Annotated in this window: 18 protein-coding genes; 11 read left to right on the top strand and 7 right to left on the bottom strand. The window is 77.0% G+C overall.

The genetic code is table 11. The features are described from left to right. Positions 1–20 precede the first annotated feature (20 nt). On the top strand, positions 21–401 hold the full coding sequence (locus ITJ85_RS05625; RefSeq protein ID WP_217915375.1) for an acyl-CoA thioesterase: 381 nt from the start codon (positions 21–23) through the stop codon (positions 399–401). Positions 402–454: 53 nt separating this feature from the next. Here the strand turns inward: ITJ85_RS05625 and ITJ85_RS05620 are convergent, their stop codons facing one another. Beyond that, positions 455–1,936, bottom strand: a complete 1,482-nt coding sequence (locus tag ITJ85_RS05620; RefSeq protein ID WP_217915374.1) for a glutamate-cysteine ligase family protein — start codon at positions 1,934–1,936, stop codon at positions 455–457. A gap of 82 nt (positions 1,937–2,018) precedes the next feature. Between ITJ85_RS05620 and ITJ85_RS05615 the strand changes: the two genes are divergently transcribed. Both ITJ85_RS05615 and ITJ85_RS05610 read left to right on the top strand, forming a co-directional pair. After that, positions 2,019–2,687, top strand: a complete 669-nt coding sequence (locus ITJ85_RS05615; RefSeq protein ID WP_217915373.1) for a response regulator transcription factor — start codon at positions 2,019–2,021, stop codon at positions 2,685–2,687. Then, entirely contained in the window at positions 2,684–4,039 is a 1,356-nt protein-coding gene (locus ITJ85_RS05610) for a HAMP domain-containing sensor histidine kinase (RefSeq protein ID WP_217915372.1), read from the top strand. The genes ITJ85_RS05615 and ITJ85_RS05610 overlap by 4 nt, the downstream gene beginning before the upstream one ends. A gap of 144 nt (positions 4,040–4,183) precedes the next feature. On the opposite strand, the gene ITJ85_RS05605 is transcribed toward ITJ85_RS05610, so the two are convergent. After that, the gene (locus ITJ85_RS05605; RefSeq protein WP_217915371.1) at positions 4,184–7,219 is read right to left on the bottom strand and encodes a diguanylate cyclase; all 3,036 of its coding nucleotides are present in this window, start codon (positions 7,217–7,219) and stop codon (positions 4,184–4,186) included. Between the two features lie 118 nt (positions 7,220–7,337). After that, on the bottom strand, positions 7,338–8,276 hold the full coding sequence (locus ITJ85_RS05600; RefSeq protein ID WP_217915370.1) for an HpcH/HpaI aldolase/citrate lyase family protein: 939 nt from the start codon (positions 8,274–8,276) through the stop codon (positions 7,338–7,340). Positions 8,277–8,465: 189 nt separating this feature from the next. Between ITJ85_RS05600 and ITJ85_RS05595 the strand changes: the two genes are divergently transcribed. Then, a complete protein-coding gene (locus ITJ85_RS05595) occupies positions 8,466–8,651 on the top strand; it encodes a hypothetical protein (protein WP_217915369.1) in 186 nt (61 codons plus the stop codon). A gap of 12 nt (positions 8,652–8,663) precedes the next feature. Here ITJ85_RS05595 and ITJ85_RS05590 read toward each other — a convergent pair whose 3' ends face one another. Both ITJ85_RS05590 and ITJ85_RS05585 read right to left on the bottom strand, forming a co-directional pair. Further along, positions 8,664–10,202 (bottom strand): helicase HerA-like domain-containing protein, encoded by a 1,539-nt coding sequence (locus ITJ85_RS05590; RefSeq protein ID WP_217915368.1) that lies wholly within the window; start codon positions 10,200–10,202, stop codon positions 8,664–8,666. Continuing rightward, entirely contained in the window at positions 10,199–11,140 is a 942-nt protein-coding gene (locus ITJ85_RS05585) for a quinone oxidoreductase family protein (protein ID WP_217915367.1), read from the bottom strand. Before ITJ85_RS05585 ends, ITJ85_RS05590 begins: the two co-directional genes overlap by 4 nt. Positions 11,141–11,250: 110 nt before the next feature. Here ITJ85_RS05585 and ITJ85_RS05580 point away from each other — a divergent pair, with 110 nt between their 5' ends. The 4 genes from ITJ85_RS05580 to ITJ85_RS05565 all read left to right on the top strand — a co-directional run bounded on the left by ITJ85_RS05580 (position 11,251) and on the right by ITJ85_RS05565 (position 14,026). Then, complete coding sequence (locus tag ITJ85_RS05580) at positions 11,251–11,427, top strand: hypothetical protein (RefSeq protein WP_217915366.1); 177 nt, start codon at positions 11,251–11,253, stop codon at positions 11,425–11,427. Between the two features lie 69 nt (positions 11,428–11,496). Then, positions 11,497–11,913 carry a VOC family protein gene (locus tag ITJ85_RS05575; protein WP_217915365.1) on the top strand — a complete coding sequence of 139 codons (417 nt, stop codon included), beginning with the start codon at positions 11,497–11,499 and terminating at the stop codon, positions 11,911–11,913. A gap of 812 nt (positions 11,914–12,725) precedes the next feature. Further along, positions 12,726–13,376: a phosphatase PAP2 family protein gene (locus tag ITJ85_RS05570; protein WP_217915364.1), complete on the top strand. Its 651-nt coding sequence runs from the start codon at positions 12,726–12,728 to the stop codon at positions 13,374–13,376. Next, positions 13,352–14,026: an MgtC/SapB family protein gene (locus ITJ85_RS05565; protein ID WP_217915363.1), complete on the top strand. Its 675-nt coding sequence runs from the start codon at positions 13,352–13,354 to the stop codon at positions 14,024–14,026. Before ITJ85_RS05570 ends, ITJ85_RS05565 begins: the two co-directional genes overlap by 25 nt. 80 nt (positions 14,027–14,106) lie before the next feature. On the opposite strand, the gene infA is transcribed toward ITJ85_RS05565, so the two are convergent. Continuing rightward, on the bottom strand, positions 14,107–14,334 hold the full coding sequence (gene infA / locus ITJ85_RS05560; protein WP_217915934.1) for a translation initiation factor IF-1: 228 nt from the start codon (positions 14,332–14,334) through the stop codon (positions 14,107–14,109). Positions 14,335–14,384: 50 nt separating this feature from the next. Beyond that, positions 14,385–14,588, bottom strand: coding sequence for a cold-shock protein (locus ITJ85_RS05555; RefSeq protein ID WP_217915362.1), 204 nt, complete (start codon positions 14,586–14,588; stop codon positions 14,385–14,387). Positions 14,589–14,735: 147 nt separating this feature from the next. Here ITJ85_RS05555 and ITJ85_RS05550 point away from each other — a divergent pair, with 147 nt between their 5' ends. Genes ITJ85_RS05550 through ITJ85_RS05540 form a run of 3 tightly spaced genes read left to right on the top strand, consistent with a single transcriptional unit; the run spans position 14,736 to position 16,836 of the window. Then, entirely contained in the window at positions 14,736–15,266 is a 531-nt protein-coding gene (locus tag ITJ85_RS05550) for a hypothetical protein (RefSeq protein WP_217915361.1), read from the top strand. 44 nt (positions 15,267–15,310) lie between these two features. Further along, a complete protein-coding gene (locus ITJ85_RS05545; protein WP_217915360.1) occupies positions 15,311–16,054 on the top strand; it encodes an ABC transporter ATP-binding protein in 744 nt (247 codons plus the stop codon). Continuing rightward, a complete protein-coding gene (locus ITJ85_RS05540; RefSeq protein WP_217915359.1) occupies positions 16,051–16,836 on the top strand; it encodes an ABC transporter permease in 786 nt (261 codons plus the stop codon). The genes ITJ85_RS05545 and ITJ85_RS05540 overlap by 4 nt, the downstream gene beginning before the upstream one ends. The last annotated feature ends 31 nt before the right edge of the window (positions 16,837–16,867 follow it).

Here is a 16,867-nt window from a genome sequence, read left to right as displayed (position 1 = left end):
TGACGGTAGGGTCCGCGGGCATGGAGGCCCGCCTGCTCGAGTCCGTGTTCCCCGCCGACACCAACCCGCGGGGCAACCTGTTCGGCGGCACGCTGGTGGCCTGGATGGACACCGCGGCCGGCATCGCCGCGATGCGGCGCGCCCGCTCGGTGGTGGTGACCGCGGCGATCGAGGAGATCGCCTTCACGGTGCCCATCGTCCAGGGCGACCTGGTGGAGATCCACGCCCGCGTGGTCGAGGTGGGCCGCACCAGCCTGCGCGTACGCGTGGAGGTGCACCGCGAGAACGCGATCGAGGGCACGCGCGAGCTGTGCAACGTCGGCCACTTCACGATGGTGGCGATCGGCGAGGACCGCCGGCCGATCCCCGTGCCGCCGGACGAGGCGGCCCCCGCGGCCTGAGCCGCGGGGCGGCCTCCCCGGCCGCCACGGGCGGGCCCGGACCCCCGCGCGCGTCAGCCGGGCAGATCCCAGGCGTGCACCGGGGCGCCCGCGAGCGAGCGCTCCTGGTAGGCCTCGGTCATGGCGGCGAGGGCGTCGGCCCGCGAGCGGCCGCGCCCCAGCCGCTCCAGCGCGCGGCGCTGCCAGGCGGCGCCGGTGCCCCCCGAGGCCGCCCGCTCCCCCACCACCGCGAGCAGCTCGTCGGCCTCGACCGGGTCGACGCCGCAGCCGGTGAGGCCCACGCGGGCCACCGGCAGCAGCCGGGCGACCAGCTCGGCCGCCCGCCAGGGACGCGGCGAGGGGGCCTCCTTGGAGGGCCACAGCAGCATCGCGCCCGGGCCGGAGCGGGCCGCCGCGTAGAAGTTGCGGCGGGCCAGGTCGAACGGCAGCGAGCGGGCGATCCAGCCCATCTGGGGCGCCATCGCCATGGTCAGGCCCACGAGGAACGCCGCGTTGGCGGCCATGTCGAGCAGCGTCGGGCCGGCCGGTAGGGCGCGCATCTCGATGCGCATGTGGGGGTCGTCGCCGGGGTGGACGACCGCCCGGCTCCAGCGCCAGACCGTGCCGTGGTGCAGGCGCAGCTCGTCCAGGGCGGGGACGCCGCCCGCGCGCACGACCGCCAGCGGGTCCTCGTCGCCCACCACCGGCAGCACCGGCACGTGCAGCGCCACGCTCTCGGCGAAGGGCTCGTCGGGCGCGGCGATCCAGCCGTGGCCGAACGAGGCCCGCGAGGGCCGCCACGACTCGCTGATCGGCGTGCGGTCGTCGATCGCCTGGCCGAACAGGGCGATGCGGGTCTCGTCCCACAGCAGCCGGCCCAGCAGGATCGGCGAGTTGCCGGCCGCGGCGAGCACCGGGGCGATCGCCGCCTGCGCGGCGTTGAAGACCGCCGGGAAGGCCGACGGGGGCACGCGCAGCTGCACGTGCAGGCCGGTGGCGGCGCCCTCGAGGGTGAGGTCGTCCCACTCGACGTCGAGCGGCTCCGGGCCGTCGATGGTGATGCGGAACGGCCCCCCGCGCAGGCCGCGCAGCGCCCGCCCCAGGGCGCGGAAGCGGGCCGAGTCGCTCATCGCCTGCTCCCCGAGGTCGCCGGTCGCCAGGGTCGGCAGGATCCCCACCGTCACCGGGCGCACGCCGAGCGGGGCGGCCGCCGCCGCCAGCCGCTCCAGGCCGTCGGCGAGGTCGGCGCGCAGGGCGCTCCAGGGCCGGCCTGCGAGCGGCGCCGGGCTGGAGTTGAGCTCGAGGTTGAAGCGGTCCAGCTCGAGCTCCAGCCGCCCGTCGGCGGCGGCCGCCATGACGGCGTCGTTGCGCGGGGCCGGCCGCGCGGCCGCGTCGACGAGGCCCACCTCCAGCTCCAGCCCCACCGACGGCGGCCCGGCCCCGAAGCCGGGCCGGCGCACGAGCTCGCCGAGGGCCTCCACGCCCTCGCGGCAGCGCTCCGCGAAGCGGCGGTGGTCCCGCTCGGTGAAGGCCTCGCTGCCGATCTCCTCGCCCATGCGCCCCTCCGCGCCGGCCCGCCGGGGTCCCGGCGGCGCCGGGGGTGCCATACCCACGGCGCGGCCGAGCGATACTGGGGCCATGCTCGCGCCCCTGGTCATGATCGTCGAGGACGACGCGGCCCTGCGCTCGGTGCTGACGCGCGGCCTGGGCGAGGAGGGCTTCCGGTGCGAGGCGGTCGCCACCGGCGGCGAGCTGCTGGCGCGCATGCCGGACGCCCGCCCCGACGCGCTGGTGGTGGACGTGGGCCTGCCCGACTGCGACGGCCGCGACGTGTGCCAGGCGCTGCGCGCGCGGGGCGACACGACCCCGGTCATCTTCCTCACCGCCCGCGACGCGCTGGTCGACCGGCTCGCCGGGTTCGACGCGGGCGGCGACGACTACCTGGCCAAGCCCTTCTCGCTGGACGAGCTGGTGGCGCGCCTGCGCGCGCTCGTGCGCCGCGCCGGCACGGCGCCGGTCGCGCGGGTGGGCGAGCTGGAGCTCGACCCCGCCGCCCACGCCCTCCGCTGCGGCGGCGTGCAGCAGCGCCTCACGCCGACGGAGTTCCGCATCCTGGCGGCGCTGCTCGCGCGGCCGGGTGAGGCGGTGCGCCGTCGCGAGCTGGTGCGGGCCGGCTGGCCGCACGGGGCGATCGTCAACGACAACACGCTCGACGCCTACATCGCCCGCCTGCGCCGCAAGCTACGCGGCCTGCCGGGCGCCCCGGGGCTCGAGACCGTCCACGGCGTGGGGTACACCATCCGGTGAGCGCGCCGGGGCCGCCGCGCTCGCGGCGCGCGCTGCGCACCCGGCTGCTGGTGACGGTGGTGGTCGCCGTGGGGGTGGCGCTGGCGCTGCTGGTGGCGGCCTTCAACGTCGCGCTCGGGCGCGGGCTGGCCAACGACGCCGACGAGGTCGTGCAGGCCCGCGCGCAGGGCGAGCTGGCCGGCCTGGTGATCGAGGACGGGCACATCTCGGTGCCGGACGGCCCGGTGGCCCCGGACATCGACACCCGGGTCTGGATCTTCGAGGGCCGGCGGGCGATCGCCGCCCCGGTCGGCGACGCCGGCCTGGGCAACGAGGCGATCGCGATGGCCGGCGGGCCGGAGCGCTCGCACGAGGTGGACGGCGACGCCCTGCTCCACGCCCTGCCCGTCACCGCGGGCGGCCGGCGCATCGGCACCGTGGTGGCGGGCATCTCGCTGGCGCCCTACAACCGCACCCGCGTCATCGCGCTGATCGGCTCCGTCGCGCTGGCCCTGGTCGTGCTGAGCGCCGTGGCGCTCGCCTCGGCGGTGATCCTGCGGGCCGCCCTGCGGCCGGTGGCGCGCATGACCGCCGACGCGAGCGCGTGGAGCGAGAGCGACCTGGACAAGCGCTTCGCCGTGGGGCCGCCCCACGACGAGATCACCCGCCTGGCCGCCACCCTCGATGGCCTGCTCGACCGCCTGGCGGCCGGCATGCGCCGCGAGCGCCGCCTCACCGCGGAGGTCTCCCACGAGCTGCGCACGCCGCTCGCCCAGATCGGCGCCGAGATCGACCTGGCGCTGCGGCGCGACCGCGAGCCGGCCGAGTACCGTGCCGCCCTCGAGCGGGTGCGGGCCGGCGCGCAGCGCATCGAGGCCACCATCGAGACCCTCATGGCCACGGCGCGCCACGAGACGTCCGGCCCGCGCGGCACCGGCGACCCGGCGCTGGCCGCCGGCCGGGTGGTCGAGGCCTGCGCGCCGCTGGCGGGCGTGCGCGGCGTCGACCTGGCCATCGACGACGTGCCGGACGGGCCGCGCGCCGGCGTCGAGGAGCCGGTGCTGGAGCGCATCCTGGCGCCCGTGGTCGAGAACGCCTGCCGCCACGCGGCGCGGCGGGTGCGGGTGCTGGTGCGCCGCGAGGGCCGGGACGTGCTGGTGGAGGTGCGCGACGACGGGCCCGGGGTGCCCGAGGACGAGCGCGAGCTCATCTTCGAGCCGGGCGTGCGCGGCTCCACCGCGCCGGCGGACGGCGACGGCGCCGGCCTCGGCCTGTCGCTGGCCCGGCGGCTCGCCCGCGCCGCGGGCGGCGACGTGCAGGCTGCCGACGGCGGGGACGGCGGCCGCTTCGTGGTGCGGCTGCCGTCGGCGTGACCGCCGGCCGCGCCGGGCGCTAGGGTCGCGCCCGCCCCGCCCCACCGACCCGGAGGTCCCTCCCGTGTGCATCACCTGCGCCGGCGGCGTCGCGACGAGCCTGCAGGCCGCCACGCTCATCGGCGGCCCGATCCTCTACGCGGGCTACCGCCGCGCGCGGGCCGCGCTGGGGCTGCCCGACACCTCGGTCGCGGCGGTGGAGGCGCGGACCGCCGCCGCCGCGCCGGCCGCCGCACCGCTCGACGTGAGGCGCAGCATCGCGTCGACCACGGCGTCGGCGAACTGGGCGCCACGGCAACGGCGGATCTCCGCCTCGGCGTCGGCCATCCCCAGCGGCACGTGATACGGCCGCGCTGAGGTCATGACGTCCCAGGCGTCGGCCAGGGCGAGCACCTGGGCGCCGTCGGGGATGTCCTCGCCGGCGAGCCCGTCGGGGTAGCCGCGCCCGTCCCAGCGCTCGTGGTGGCCGCGCACCCAGGCGACCTGCTCCTCGGTGAGCACGTCGGCCACCATCTCGGCGCCGATCTCGGCGTGGCGCTTGATGTCGGCGTACTCCTCCGGGGTGAGCCGGTCGGGCTTGAAGAGGATGCGGTCGGGCACGCCGATCTTGCCGACGTCGTGCACCAGGCCCGCCTCGCGCAGCCGCACCAGGCGCTCGCCGTCCCAGCCGAGCTCGGCGGCCAGCGCCACGGCCAGGTCGGCGACCCGCTCGGAGTGCTCGCGCGTCGAGGTGTCCTTCGCGTCCACGGCGCGGGCCAGCACGCGGATGCTCTGGAGCGCCTGCATGCGCTGGAGCCGCTCGGCGCGCTCCTCGGCCGACAGCTCCTCGACCACCTCGGGCGAGTAGAGGAAGGCCACGTCGCGGCCGTGCTGCTTGGCCCAGTAGAGCGCCCCCTCGGCCAGCCGCAGCAGCTCGCCCGACGAGCCGGACTGGGTGAGGTCGCAGACGCCGGCCGACACGGTCACGCGCCCCACCCCGGGGAGGGTGGTGCGGGCGATCGCCTCGCGGGCGCGGTCGACCGCCTGCCAGGCCTCCATCGCCTCGGTCTCGGGCATCAGCCAGGCGATCTCCTCCCCGCCGACGCGGGCGATGACGTCGGTCTCGCGGGCGGCCGCGGTGAGCAGGCGGGCGATCCCGACCAGCACCTCGTCGCCCACCTCGTGGCCGTGCTCCTCGTTGACCCGTCGGAAGCGGTCGATGTCGATGAGCGCCAGCGAGAGGCTGCGCTCGTGGCGGTGGGCCCGCGTCGCCTCCTGAGAGAGCCGCTCCTGGAAGGCGCGGTGGTTGGCCAGCCCGGTGAGCGGGTCGGTGGCCGAGCGCGCCTCGACCTCGGCGCGCGTGCGGGCCGTCGCCTCGCTCAGGCGGGCGTTGGCGAGCGCGATCGCCGCCAGGCCGGCGAGGCTCTCCATCACCGCCCGCTCGCCCGGCGTGAACTCGCGCGGCCGCCGGTAGGTGAGGAACAGGGTGCCGAGCAGCTCGCGGCCGCCGTCCGCGCCCACCGAGGGGTGCTCGAGGCGCATGCCCACCAGGGCGCCGGCGCCGAGCGCGCGGGCGACCGCGTCGGGGATCTGGGGATGGGCGCGCACGTCGCCCAGCACGAGCGTCGGCGACTCCGACTCCTGCAGCAGCCGCCACACGGGCATCCGCTCGAGAGGCATCCCGACGGCCTCGCGCAGGTACGCCCGCCGCACCGGGTCGGCCTCGGTGGTGTGGACGCCGGTCACCTCGGGGCTGCCGCCGCGGTGCACGTAGCAGGTCACCCGGTCCGGGTTGAGGGCGCGCCGGGCCGAGGCGACGATCATGTCGAGCGTCTCGCCGGCGTCGTGCTCGCCGCGGAAGACGCCCGCGACCGTCTCGGCCACGATGCGCTCGCGCGCCTCGGCGTTGGCGATCGCCAGGCCGGTGATCTCGCAGAAGCGGCCCAGCCGCCGCTCGTCCTCCGGGCCGAAGGCCGCGCGGCGGGAGGAGCCCACGCGCAGCGCGCCCCACAGCCGTCCGCGCGCCCGCACGGGGCACACCAGCACGCCCTGCACGTCGGGCGCGCCGCCCCACGCCTCGGCGGTGCCGTCGTCGATGTGGGCCGCGACGTCCTCGATGCGCTCGCTGCGGCCGCTGCGGGCCACCCGGGCGATCGGCGAGTCGCCGTCGAGCGGGGTCGTCTGCCCCAGCGCGATCGTGGCCACCCCCGGCGCCGCCCAGGCGGCGACCTCCACGGCGGTGTCGCCGTCGAACCGGGTCACGCCGGCGCTCTCGGCGCCCAGCAGCGCGGCCGCCTCGCGGGCGATGCAGTCGAAGATCGCCTGCGCGTCCATCTCGGCGGCGACCGTCGTGGCGACCCGCTGCAGCGCGGCCTCCTCCTCCTCGCGCCGGCGCTTGCGGGTGATGTCGCGGGCGAGCACCACGTAGCCGGTCGGCCGCCCCGCGGCCGACTCGATCGGCACGATCGTGCGCGACACCGGCACGCGGCTGCCGTCGGCGCGCACCATGGCCGACTCGCCCGACGCCGACCGCCCTTCGCGGGCGCTGCGCAGCAGCGCGTCGAGCGGGCCGTCCGCGCCGAGCTCGGCCATCAGGTGGGCGAGCTCCTCGGGCGGGTGGGCGATCGTCAGGTCGGCGGCGCCCACCACCGCCGCGGCCGGGTGGCCGAGCAGGCGCTCGGCGCCCTCGCCCCAGTCGGTGATCCGGCCGCGCGCGTCGGCGATGATGACGGCCATGCCGCGGGCGGCGCGCATGAGCCCGGTCAGGCGGTCGTTGAGGCCCGCGGCCGCCTGCTCGGCCCGGCGCCGGCGCTCGCGCTCGGCGCGGTCGCGCAGCTCGCGCTCGACGATCGCGGGCAGCCGCGCCACGCGGTCGGCCAGCACGTAGTTCACGGCGCCGGCGCGGATGAGCTCGACCGCCGTGTCGGTGGCGTCGTCCGCCGACACCACGACGCACGGCACGTCGAGGCGGCGGCGGCGGACGTCCTCCAGCACCCGCTGCGCCGTCGCGAGCGGCGCGACGCTCGCGAGCACGACCAGGTCGGCCGGGGCGGCGTCCAGCTCGCGGGCCACCCCCTCGGCGCCGCCCGAGCACCGCGCGGCCACCGGCAGGCCGGCGGCGGCGAGCACCCGCACGGCGGCGTCCGCCAGGGCCTCGCGGTCCTCGGCGACGAGGATGCGCGCTTGTTCGAGACCAATCACTTGCGAAAGCCTTTCGTCCGGCGCCTGTATCCGCAAGCCGGCGAGGCCGCCCGAGGGGGTAGATCGGAGCGCCGAACGTCCAGTCCGGGCGGTGCGAACCGCCGGAACCTGCGCGGCGTCAGGCCGGGCCGGTCCCCCGGACGAGCCGCGCCCGCGCCACCAGCCGCTCGGCCATGGCGCGGGTGGCCTCGTCGATCATCTCGCCGTCCAGCGAGGCGGCCCCCTCGCCGCGGGCGGCCGCCGCGGCGTGCGCGGCGAGCACCCGCTCGGCGCGCTCAAGCTCGTCGGCGGGCACGCCGTAGACCTCGTCGAGGGCCGCGATCTGCGACGGGTGGATGCTCCACTTGCCGTCGTAGCCGAGCGCCCGCGAGCGGCGGGCCGACGCCTCGAGGCCCTCGCCGTCGGCGATCGCCGCGTACGGGCCGTCGACCGCCTGCAGGCCGTGGGCCCGCGCGGCCACGAGCACCCGGGCGAGCGCGTAGTGCCAGCCGTCCCCGGGGTAGCCGGGCACGGGCGCGCCGATCGAGGTGCCGGGCATGCCGAGCGAGGCGGCGAGGTCGCCGGGGCCCAGCACCAGGGCCTCCAGGCGCTCCGGGCAGGCCGCGGCGATCGCCTCCGCGGCGGCGAGGCCGGCGGCGGTCTCGATCTGCGCCTCCAGGCCGATCGCGCACGGCGCCAGCCCGAGCTCCGCCTCGAGCGCCGACAGCAGGTGGTGGGCGAACCCCACGTGGCCGGGCTCGTCGACCTTCGGCAGCACCACCACGTCGACCGCCGCGCCGGCCCGCTCGACGACGCCCACGAGGTCGCGGTGGCAGAACGGCGTGTCGACCGCGTTCACGCGCACGGCGCGGGTGCGCGCCGCCAGCCCGCCGACGAGCGCGGCCGCGACCGCCGCGCGCGCCTCGTCGCCCTTCGCGCCCGCGGCGACCGAGTCCTCCAGGTCGATGATCACCTCGTCGGCCGCCAGCCCGGCGGCCTTCGCGAGCATCCGCGAGCTCGAGCCCGGCACGACGTGGCAGCTGCGGCGGGCGCGGGGCGGGCGGGGGGAGGTGCGCACCCCCCGATGCTACGGCGATCGCGGCGTTGCCGGCAGCGGCGGCGCGGTCGTACGGTGGGCGGACCACCGTCAGCCGGGAGGTGCGTGATGCTGGCTCGAGTCGCACGATGGCAGGGAGGCGACCCCGATGCCGTCCGGGCCGCGGCGCGGGAGATCGCGGCCCGGGCGGACGGCGGTCCGCCCGAGGGAGTGCCCGCGCAGGGCTTCACGCTGCTCGTGGGCGACGACGGCAGCGCGATCGCGATCGTGCTGTTCGCCTCCGAGGAGGACCTGCGGACCGGCGACGCCGCCCTCGGGGCGATGAGCCCGCCCGGGGACATGGGCACCCGGGGACCGGTCGAGGTCTACGAGGTCGCGGTCGACGTGCGGGGCTGAGCGCCCCCGGCCCTACCGGCGGAGCAGCATCCCGAAGATCCCGCGCACCACCTCGCGGGTGACCCGGCGGCCGAGCGGCGAGCCGAGCACCTCCTCCACGCGGCCGAGCGGCGACGGGTCGCTGGGGGCGGGCGCCCGGCGGCGCCCCCCTCCGCCCGCCGGCGGGGTGCGCCGGGCCGACTCGCGCACCCGCTCGGCGCGGGCCGCGTCGCCCGCCATGCGCGCCTCCAGCAGCTCGGCGGCGCTCTCGCGGTCGAGGCGCTCGCCGTAGCGGGCCGGCAGCGGCGACGCCGCCAGCGCCGCGGCGCGTTCCTCCGGCGACAGCGGCGCCATGCGCGAGCGCGGCGGGAAGAGCCGCGTCGCCGCCACCGGCGTCGGCACGCCGCGCTCGTCGAGGACGGTCACGACCGCCTCCCCGGTGCCCATCGAGCGCAGCGTCTCCGCCAGGTCGTAGCGCGCCGTGGCGGGGAAGGTCTCGACGACCGCCGACAGCGCCCGCGCGTCGCGCGGGGTGAAGGCGCGCACGGCGTGCTGCACCCGGTGGCCGAGCTGGGCGAGCACCTCGTCGGGGATGTCGGTCGGCAGCTGGGTGACGAAGTAGACGCCCACCCCCTTCGAGCGGATCAGCCGCACGGTCTGGGCCACGGCGTCGAGGAAGGCGTCCGAGGCGTCGTCGAACAGCAGGTGCGCCTCGTCGAACACGAACACCAGCACCGGGCGCTCCGGGTCGCCCACCTCGGGCAGCCGCTCGAACAGCTCGGCGAGCAGCCACATCAGGAACGTCGAGAAGAGGGCCGGCCGCCGCGCGACGGTCACCAGGTCGAGCACCGACACCACGCCGCGCCCGTCGGGGCTCGTCCGCACGAGGTCGGCCACCTCGAAGGCCGGCTCGCCGAAGAACAGGTCCCCGCCCTCGCCCTCGAGCTGGGCGACCTTGCGCAGCAGCACCCCCGCCGTGGCGGTCGGGATGCCGCCGATCGCCGTCAGCTCGGCCTTGCCGGGGCCGGTCAGCCAGGCCAGCGCGGCGCGCAGGTCCTCGAGGTCGACCAGCGGCAGCCCCGCCGCGTCGCAGTGGCGGAACACCAGCGAGAGGCTCGCCTCCTGGGTCTCGTTGCAGCCGAGCACCTTCGCCAGCAGCGTCGGGCCGAACTCGCTCACCGTGGCCCGCACCGCCGCGCCGCCCTCGCCGGTCAGCGAGAGCAGCTCCACCGGCACGGCGGCGGGGGACCAGTCCACCGCCAGCTCGCGGGCGCGCGCCGTGACGCGCTCGCCCGCGTCCCCGGGCGCGCCGAGGCCCGCGAGGTCGCCCTTCATGTCGGCGGCGAAGACCGGGACGCCTGCGGCGGAGAGGCCTTCGGCCAGCAGCTGCAGGGTCCGCGTCTTGCCGGTGCCGGTGGCGCCGGCGATGAGCCCGTGGCGGTTGGCCAGGGCCAGCGGGATGCCCACCTCCACGGCCGTGTCCGGCGCCTCGCCCGGCGGGAACGGGCGCCCGAGCGGCAGGGTCGCCCCCGCGGCGGCGTACCCGGCGGCCATGTCGTCGCGGAAGCTCACCCCACCGCGACGACGGTCTTGCGACCCCCCGTTCCCCGCGACTGGCGCGCCCACGCCTCGGGCAGCGCGTCCAGCGGAACCACCTCGACGTCCATCGTGACCTCGCCCGCCAGCGCCGCCGCGGCGATCTCCGAGTAGGCGGCGCGGACGCGCTCGGGGTCCTCGATCAGCAGCGAGAAGCCGCGCAGGTCGAGCAGCCCGCCGCGCAGTGCGCCGGCCGGCACCTCCGCGGTCGGCGCGGCGGCGTTGCCGACCTGCACCAGCCGCCCACGGCGCCGCAGCGCGCGGATCGCCGCGATCGCCGGCGGCCCCCAGACCGGGTCGATCACCACGTCGGCGCCGTCCGGGCAGGCCTCGGCGATGGCGCCCGCCAGGTCCTCCACGCCGCCGTCGACCACCACGTCGGCGCCCAGCGCCAGCGCCCGCTCGCGGCCCGCGGCGGCGCGCGAGACGGCGACGACGCTCGCCGCGCCCGCCGATCGCGCCGCCTGGATCGCGACCTGGCCCACCACGCCGCCGGCGCCCAGCACCACGGCCGTCTCGCCCGGCACGAGGGCGGCGCGGTCGAGCACCGACATCCACCCCGCCATGCCGGCGATGCCGAGGCCCACGGCGAGGTCGTCCGGCACCCCCTCCGGCACCGGCACCATCCACTCCTCGGGCACGCTCACGACCTCGGCCATCGCGCCGACCACCGGCAGGCACCACACCCGCGTGCCCGGCGCGTGGGCCTCGGAGGCGAGCACCTCCCCCACCGCCTCCGCGCCCGGCGTGTACGGCAGGTCCGGCAGCGGCCCGTAGAAGCGGCCGGCGCCGATCGCCAGGTCGAGCGGGTTGACCGAGGTCCGCGACACCCGCACGAGCGCACGCCCCGCGACCCGGCCCGGCTCCGGCCGCTCGCCGACCTCGGGCGGCGCTCCCCACGCGCCGATGCTCACGCCACGCATGGCCGGGGACGCTACACCCCGCCCACCGGTCGAGGACCGCCCCGGCGAAGATCGGCCCGGCGGCCAAGGGCCGCGGTGCCCGACGCCGCCACACTCGCCCCATGCGCATCCCCTCCGCACCACCCGAGTCGGTCTGGGCGCCCTGCGGCACCTGCTGGGGGCAGCGGCGCCTCTACGTCGCGCTCGTCCGCGGCGGCCGCCTCACCCCGCGCACCTGCCCGGCCTGCATGGGCCTGGGCGAGCGCCTCTGCGCGGGCCGCGGCGCCGGCCGCGCCTGAGCCGCGCGCGCCGGCCGCCGGGCGTGGGACGATCGGCGCCCAGACCCACGCGACCGGGAGCACACGTCAATGACCACGAGCGCGGACACGGGCGCCGGCGCCGCCGGCGCCTCCAGCCGCATCTCCGGCGTCGACTTCGTCACGATCCCCGCCCGGGACTTCGAGGAGTCGGCGCGCTTCTACGGAACCGTCCTCGGCCTGCCCGCCGGCAAGCGCTGGGGCGACATGCCCGCCCAGGAGTTCCAGGCCGGCCAGCTCACCATCGCCGTGATGGACCCCACGGCCTTCGGCCAGGAGTTCCGCCCCCACGTCGTCCCGATCGCCTTCCACGTCGACGACGTCGCCGCGGCGCGCGAGGAGCTCGAGGCGACGGGCGTCGTGTTCGTCAGCGAGACGATCGACAGCGGCGTCTGCCACCAGGCGATCTTCCTCGACCCGTCCGGCAACGCCCTCGACCTCCACCACCGGTACGCCCCGCCGGCCTGAGGGCCGCCCTCGCCGCCGACGGGTGGCCTGGCGGCACCGGAGCCGATCGGACCCGGGCCCGCGGTCCACTCCGGCGTACGGCGCGGGCGGGCGGCGGCGGAGGGGTCGGGGGCCCCTGAGCAGCGTCGCTCGCCTCAAGCCGGGGGGGCGTCCGGACGAGGGGGCCACTTGGCCGCGGGCCCGAGGTCCACTTGGACGCACCGCGGAGGGGCCGTGGCCGGGGCGTATCGCGGCCCTGCGCAGCGTCGCCTGACACCGGCCGCACGGGCCCGTCCGGACGAGGGTGCCACTTGGCCGCGACCCCGAGGTCCACTTGGCATCGACCGTCCCGCGGCCCGGGGCACGAGGCGCCGGGGGCCTTGAGCAGCGCGCCTGGCGCCGGTCCGCAGGAAGCGTTCCGGACGTGGGGTCCACTTGTCCGCGAGCCCGAGGTCCACTTGGCATCGACGAGCCCGCGACCCGGCGGCGCAGCGGTCGCCGCCTGAGCGGGGGCGCCTCACAGCGGTCGCCGCCGCGCCCGTTCCGCAGCGGTCCACTCGGGCGCGCGCGAGGTCCATTCGGACGCCGGCGGGCGCCGGGCGCGGGCGGCCGCCCGGCCCCGGGGCGTCAGTCGCGCTTGCGCTGACTCCGGTTCTCGGGGCGCAGCGGGCAGCCGGCGCACATCCGCTTCGACTCGCAGCAGCGCTTCTTGATCTTGATCTTCTTCTTCGACTTCTTCGCCACGCCGAGCCGCACCCTACACCCCAAGTGAGGCGCGCCGAAGTCGATCGGCGTGCCGGGGCGGGCGGGACGGCGGCGCTACCCTGCGCCGGGTGGCCGCCGCCGAGCTCCTCGTCGCGATCGACCGGGCCGTGCTCGAGGCCGTCGTGGCCCTGCGGGCCGACGCGGTGACGCCGGTGGTGGTGGCGCTGTCGGCCTGGTGGGTGAAGGCGCTGCTGATCCCGGCGGTCGGGGTGACGGGCGCGCTGGCCATGGCCCGGCGGGCGGGGCGCGGGCCGGCTGCCGCGGCGCGGGCCGCGGGCGCGGTCGTGGTCTGCGCGGCGCTCGCGCACGGGCTCGCGTCGGCGGCGTCGTGGGGCCTGAAGGACGCCTTCGACCGCGCGCGGCCGCCGCTCGGCGACGGCGCGATCACCGCGCTGGTCGCGCTGCCGGCGGACGCCTCGATGCCGTCCGGGCACGCGACGACGGCCTTCGCGACGGCGGGCGTCGTGGCGCTGCTGCACCCGCGGCTGCGATGGCCCGCGCTGGCGCTGGCGCTGGCGGCGCTGGTCGCGCTGTCGCGCGTCTACCTCGGCGTGCACCACCCGCTGGACGTCGCCGTGGGCGCGCTCGTCGGCCTGGTGATCGCGCTCGTCGTCGTGGCGGCCTGGCGGCGGCTGGCCGCAGCCCTCGTCCGGGGCCGCTTTGGGCGGGGCCGCGGCGGGGAATCCTCGGGCCGGTGGACCTCGAGGCCCTCGACCTGATCGGCCGCGTCGCCGCGGCGCTCGGCGCCGGGGCGGCGCTCGGCCTCGAGCGCGAGATCCGGGAGCGCAACGCCGGCCTGCGCACCCATGCGCTCGTGGCGGTGGGGGCGGCGCTGTTCACGCTTGCGGGCGCGTACGGGTTCGAGGACATCGCCCGCAGCGAGAACGTCGACCCGGCCCGCGTCGCCGCCCAGGTGGCCGCCGGCATCGGCTTCATCGGCGCCGGCGCGATCCTGAAGATCGGCGTCAACGTGCGGGGCCTCACGACGGCCGCGACGCTCTGGATGGCGGCGGCGCTCGGCGTGGCCGCCGGCGCCGGCGCGTACCTGCTGGCGCTCGTGGGCGTGGGGGCGGCCCTCGTGGTGGTGCTGGGCCTCGAGCTCGTGAAGGTCGAGCTGTTGCAGGTGGCGACCGTGACGGTCGTCTACCAGCCGGGCCACGCCACGCTCGGCCGCATCATGTCCGAGCTGGAGCACGCCGGCGCGGAGGTCGGCAGGCTCGACCTGGTCGACGACGACGCCGTCGCCGGCGGACGACGCACGGTCACCATCCATGTGCGCACGTCCGACGACGCCGCGCTCGACCAGGTCACCCGCGCGCTGCTCGGGCTCGACGAGGTGCACCGCGCCGAATGGCGGCGCGACACCTAGCCGCGGGGCGCAGGGCCGGTATGGGCCGCCCGCCCGCCCGCCCGGCGCGTCGCGCGCGGGGCGGGCGGGCGGCGCGGGGACTACTTCAGGCGGAAGGTGATGCGGCCTCGTGAGAGGTCGTACGGCGACAGTTCCACCTTCACCCGGTCACCCGGGTTGATGCGGATCCGGAACCGCCGGAGCTTGCCCGCCATGTGAGCGAGCACCTCGTGCTCGTTGTCCAGGACCACGCGGAACATGGTGTTGGGGAGCGCCTCGGTGACCTCCCCCTCCACCTCGATCGCCTCTTCCTTCTGCTTCGTCGCCAGAACTTCTCCTCTTCCTCTCAGTGCCTGAGACCGAGGGTCGTCGGCTGTTGCTACAGCGCCTGGACGCTCGACGCCTGCGGGCCCTTCTGACCTTCCGTCGCCTCGTAGCTGACCCGCTGACCCTCTTCGAGGTTGCGGTAGCCCGAGCCGGCGATCTCCGAGAAGTGGACGAACAGATCCTTGCCGCCGTCATCCGGCGTGATGAACCCGTAGCCCTTCTCGGACGAGAACCACTTCACGACACCCTCAGCCATTGATCTTCCTTCGGTTAGGCGCACGATCGGCCTCGCCAAGCGAGGCCTGATGCATGGTACCTCACCTCCCCCATGCCGTCGCCACCCCCGGATCGCCCGTCCCGGGGGTGTTTCGACGCGGAGGGGGCGCGGCACTAGAGTGGGGCCGTGATCAAACGTCGCCAGGCCGTCGTCGGCTACGTCGTGTACCGCGTCGCGCGCCGGATCGCGCGGCGCGAGGTCGCGCGCCGGCTCGAGGGCCTGCGCCCCGGCGGACGCCGAGAGGCAGAGGGAGTGCTCATGTTCAGGAACACCAAGGGGACCGCGTCGGCCGCCGCCGACCGCGCGACGGCGCTGATCGAGGCGGCGCGGCCGATCGTGACGCGGGCGATGAACGACCCCGAGCTGCACGACGCGCTGCGCCAGGCGTTCCAGACGGGCCGCCAGGTGCAGGGCGAGATCAGCGGCAAGCCCCCCTCGAAGGCCGCCAAGAAGCTGGCGCGCGACAAGAAGCTGCAGAAGCGCGTCGAGGCGTCGGCCACCGACCTGCAGCGGGCGGTCTCGAAGGTCGTCGAGCAGCCCACCAAGAAGGGCCGCCTCGGTCGCTTCGTCGGCCGCATCGCCGTGCTCGGCGCCGTCGCCGGCGGCGTCTACATGCTGGTGAAGAAGCTGCGCGGGTCCGGGAGCGAGCCCGTCTGACCCCCCGGGGCGCGGCGGGCCGCGGCCCGCTACCGTCGCCCATCGTGGATCACGCGGCCGCCCCCGCCCTCCGCTGCGAGGGAGTCACGAAGGAGTTCGGGGGCGGCGTGACGGCCCTCGCGGGCCTCGACCTCGAGGTGCCGCGGGGCGCGTTCTTCGGCCTGCTGGGGCCGAACGGGGCCGGCAAGACGACGCTCATCCGCAGCATCGTCGGGCTCACCGAGCCCACCGGCGGCACGATCAGCGTGTTCGGGGTGCCCGCCTGGGGCCCGCGCGCCGCCGAGGCCCGCCGGACGATCGGCTACGCGCCGCAGGACGTCGCGCTCGACCGCTTCGTGCCGGTGCGCGAGCTGCTGACCCTGCACGGCCGCTACTTCGGCATGTCGCGCGCCGACGCCCGGACGCGTGCCGACGAGATGCTGCGCGCCTTCGACCTCTCGGCGAAGTCCACCAGCTACGCGCACCTGCTGTCGGGCGGCATGCGGCGGCGCCTGCTGCTGGCCCGCGCCCTGCTGCACCGGCCGCGCCTGGTGATCCTCGACGAGCCCACCGCGGGCGTCGATCTGGAGCTGCGCCACGACCTGTGGGCCTACATCCGCTCGCTGCACGCCGACGGCACCTCGATCCTGCTCACCACGCACTACATCGAGGAGGCGGAGGCGCTCTGCGAGCGGGTCGCCTTCATCCGCTCGGGGCGCATCGTGGCCGACGGCGCGCCGGGCGACCTGCGCGAGCGCTACGCGGCACCGCGCCTGGAGGACGTCTACCTGCAGGTGGTCGGCCGGTGACGACCGCGGAGATCCGGCGCGCCCGGCGGCGCGGCGTGGCGGCGCTGTCGGAGCGCGAGGTGCTGCGCGTGCTTCGCCTGTGGAGCCAGACGATCGCGCCGCCGATCGTCGCGGCGGTGCTGTTCATCGTGGTCTTCGGCGTGGCGCTCGGCAGCCGCATCCCGACCATCGACGGCATGCCGTACGAGCAGTTCATCGTGCCCGGGCTCGTGCTGATGGGGGTGGCCACCGCGGCCTTCGGCAACAACGCCACGTCGATCTTCCAGGCCCGCAACGACGGCTTCATCGAGGACCCGGCGAGCAGCCCGATGACGCCCTCCCAGCTGCTGATCGGCTACCTCGCCGGCGGGGTCGTGCGCAGCCTGCTGATCGGCGTGCTCACGCTCGCCGCAGCCCGGGCCTTCGTCGACTTCCCCGTCGAGCACCCGTTCGTGCTGGGGCTGGCCCTGCTCGGCACCAGCCTGGCCTTCACCTCGCTCGGCACGGTGGTGGGCCTCTACTCGACCGGCTGGGACCAGCAGAACGTGGTCGGCAACCTGGTGATCCAGCCGCTCGTCTTCCTGGGCGGCGTCTTCTACTCGATCGAGTCGCTCGCCGAGCCCTGGCGGGCGCTGACCCACGCCGACCCGATCTTCTACATGGTGGTCGCCGCGCGCCACGGCATGCTCGGCAGCTCCGACGTCGACCCCCTGCTGTCGGTCGGCGTCACGCTCGGGCTGGCCGCCGCCATGACCGGCTGGGCGTGGTGGACCTTCCGCCGCGGGGTCGGGATCCGCACCTGAGCGCCCGCCCGCGGGCGCTCGCGCCCCCCGG

It is taken from the genome of Miltoncostaea marina (genome assembly GCF_018141525.1).
GTDB classification, from domain to species: Bacteria; Actinomycetota; Thermoleophilia; order Miltoncostaeales; family Miltoncostaeaceae; genus Miltoncostaea; species Miltoncostaea marina.
This window is presented reverse-complemented; position numbering and strand designations above follow the sequence as displayed.

What these genes read in the sequence shown, in the direction of transcription:
- ITJ85_RS05555 (WP_217915362.1), bottom strand. Translation starts at nt 14,588, where the DNA reads ATGGCTGAGGGTGTCGTGAAGTGGTTCTCGTCCGAGAAGGGCTACGGG.
- ITJ85_RS05575 (WP_217915365.1), top strand. Translation starts at nt 11,497, where the DNA reads ATGACCACGAGCGCGGACACGGGCGCCGGCGCCGCCGGCGCCTCCAGC.
- ITJ85_RS05625 (WP_217915375.1), top strand. Translation starts at nt 21, where the DNA reads ATGGAGGCCCGCCTGCTCGAGTCCGTGTTCCCCGCCGACACCAACCCG.
- ITJ85_RS05580 (WP_217915366.1), top strand. Translation starts at nt 11,251, where the DNA reads ATGCGCATCCCCTCCGCACCACCCGAGTCGGTCTGGGCGCCCTGCGGC.
- ITJ85_RS05615 (WP_217915373.1), top strand. Translation starts at nt 2,019, where the DNA reads ATGCTCGCGCCCCTGGTCATGATCGTCGAGGACGACGCGGCCCTGCGC.
- ITJ85_RS05620 (WP_217915374.1), bottom strand. Translation starts at nt 1,936, where the DNA reads ATGGGCGAGGAGATCGGCAGCGAGGCCTTCACCGAGCGGGACCACCGC.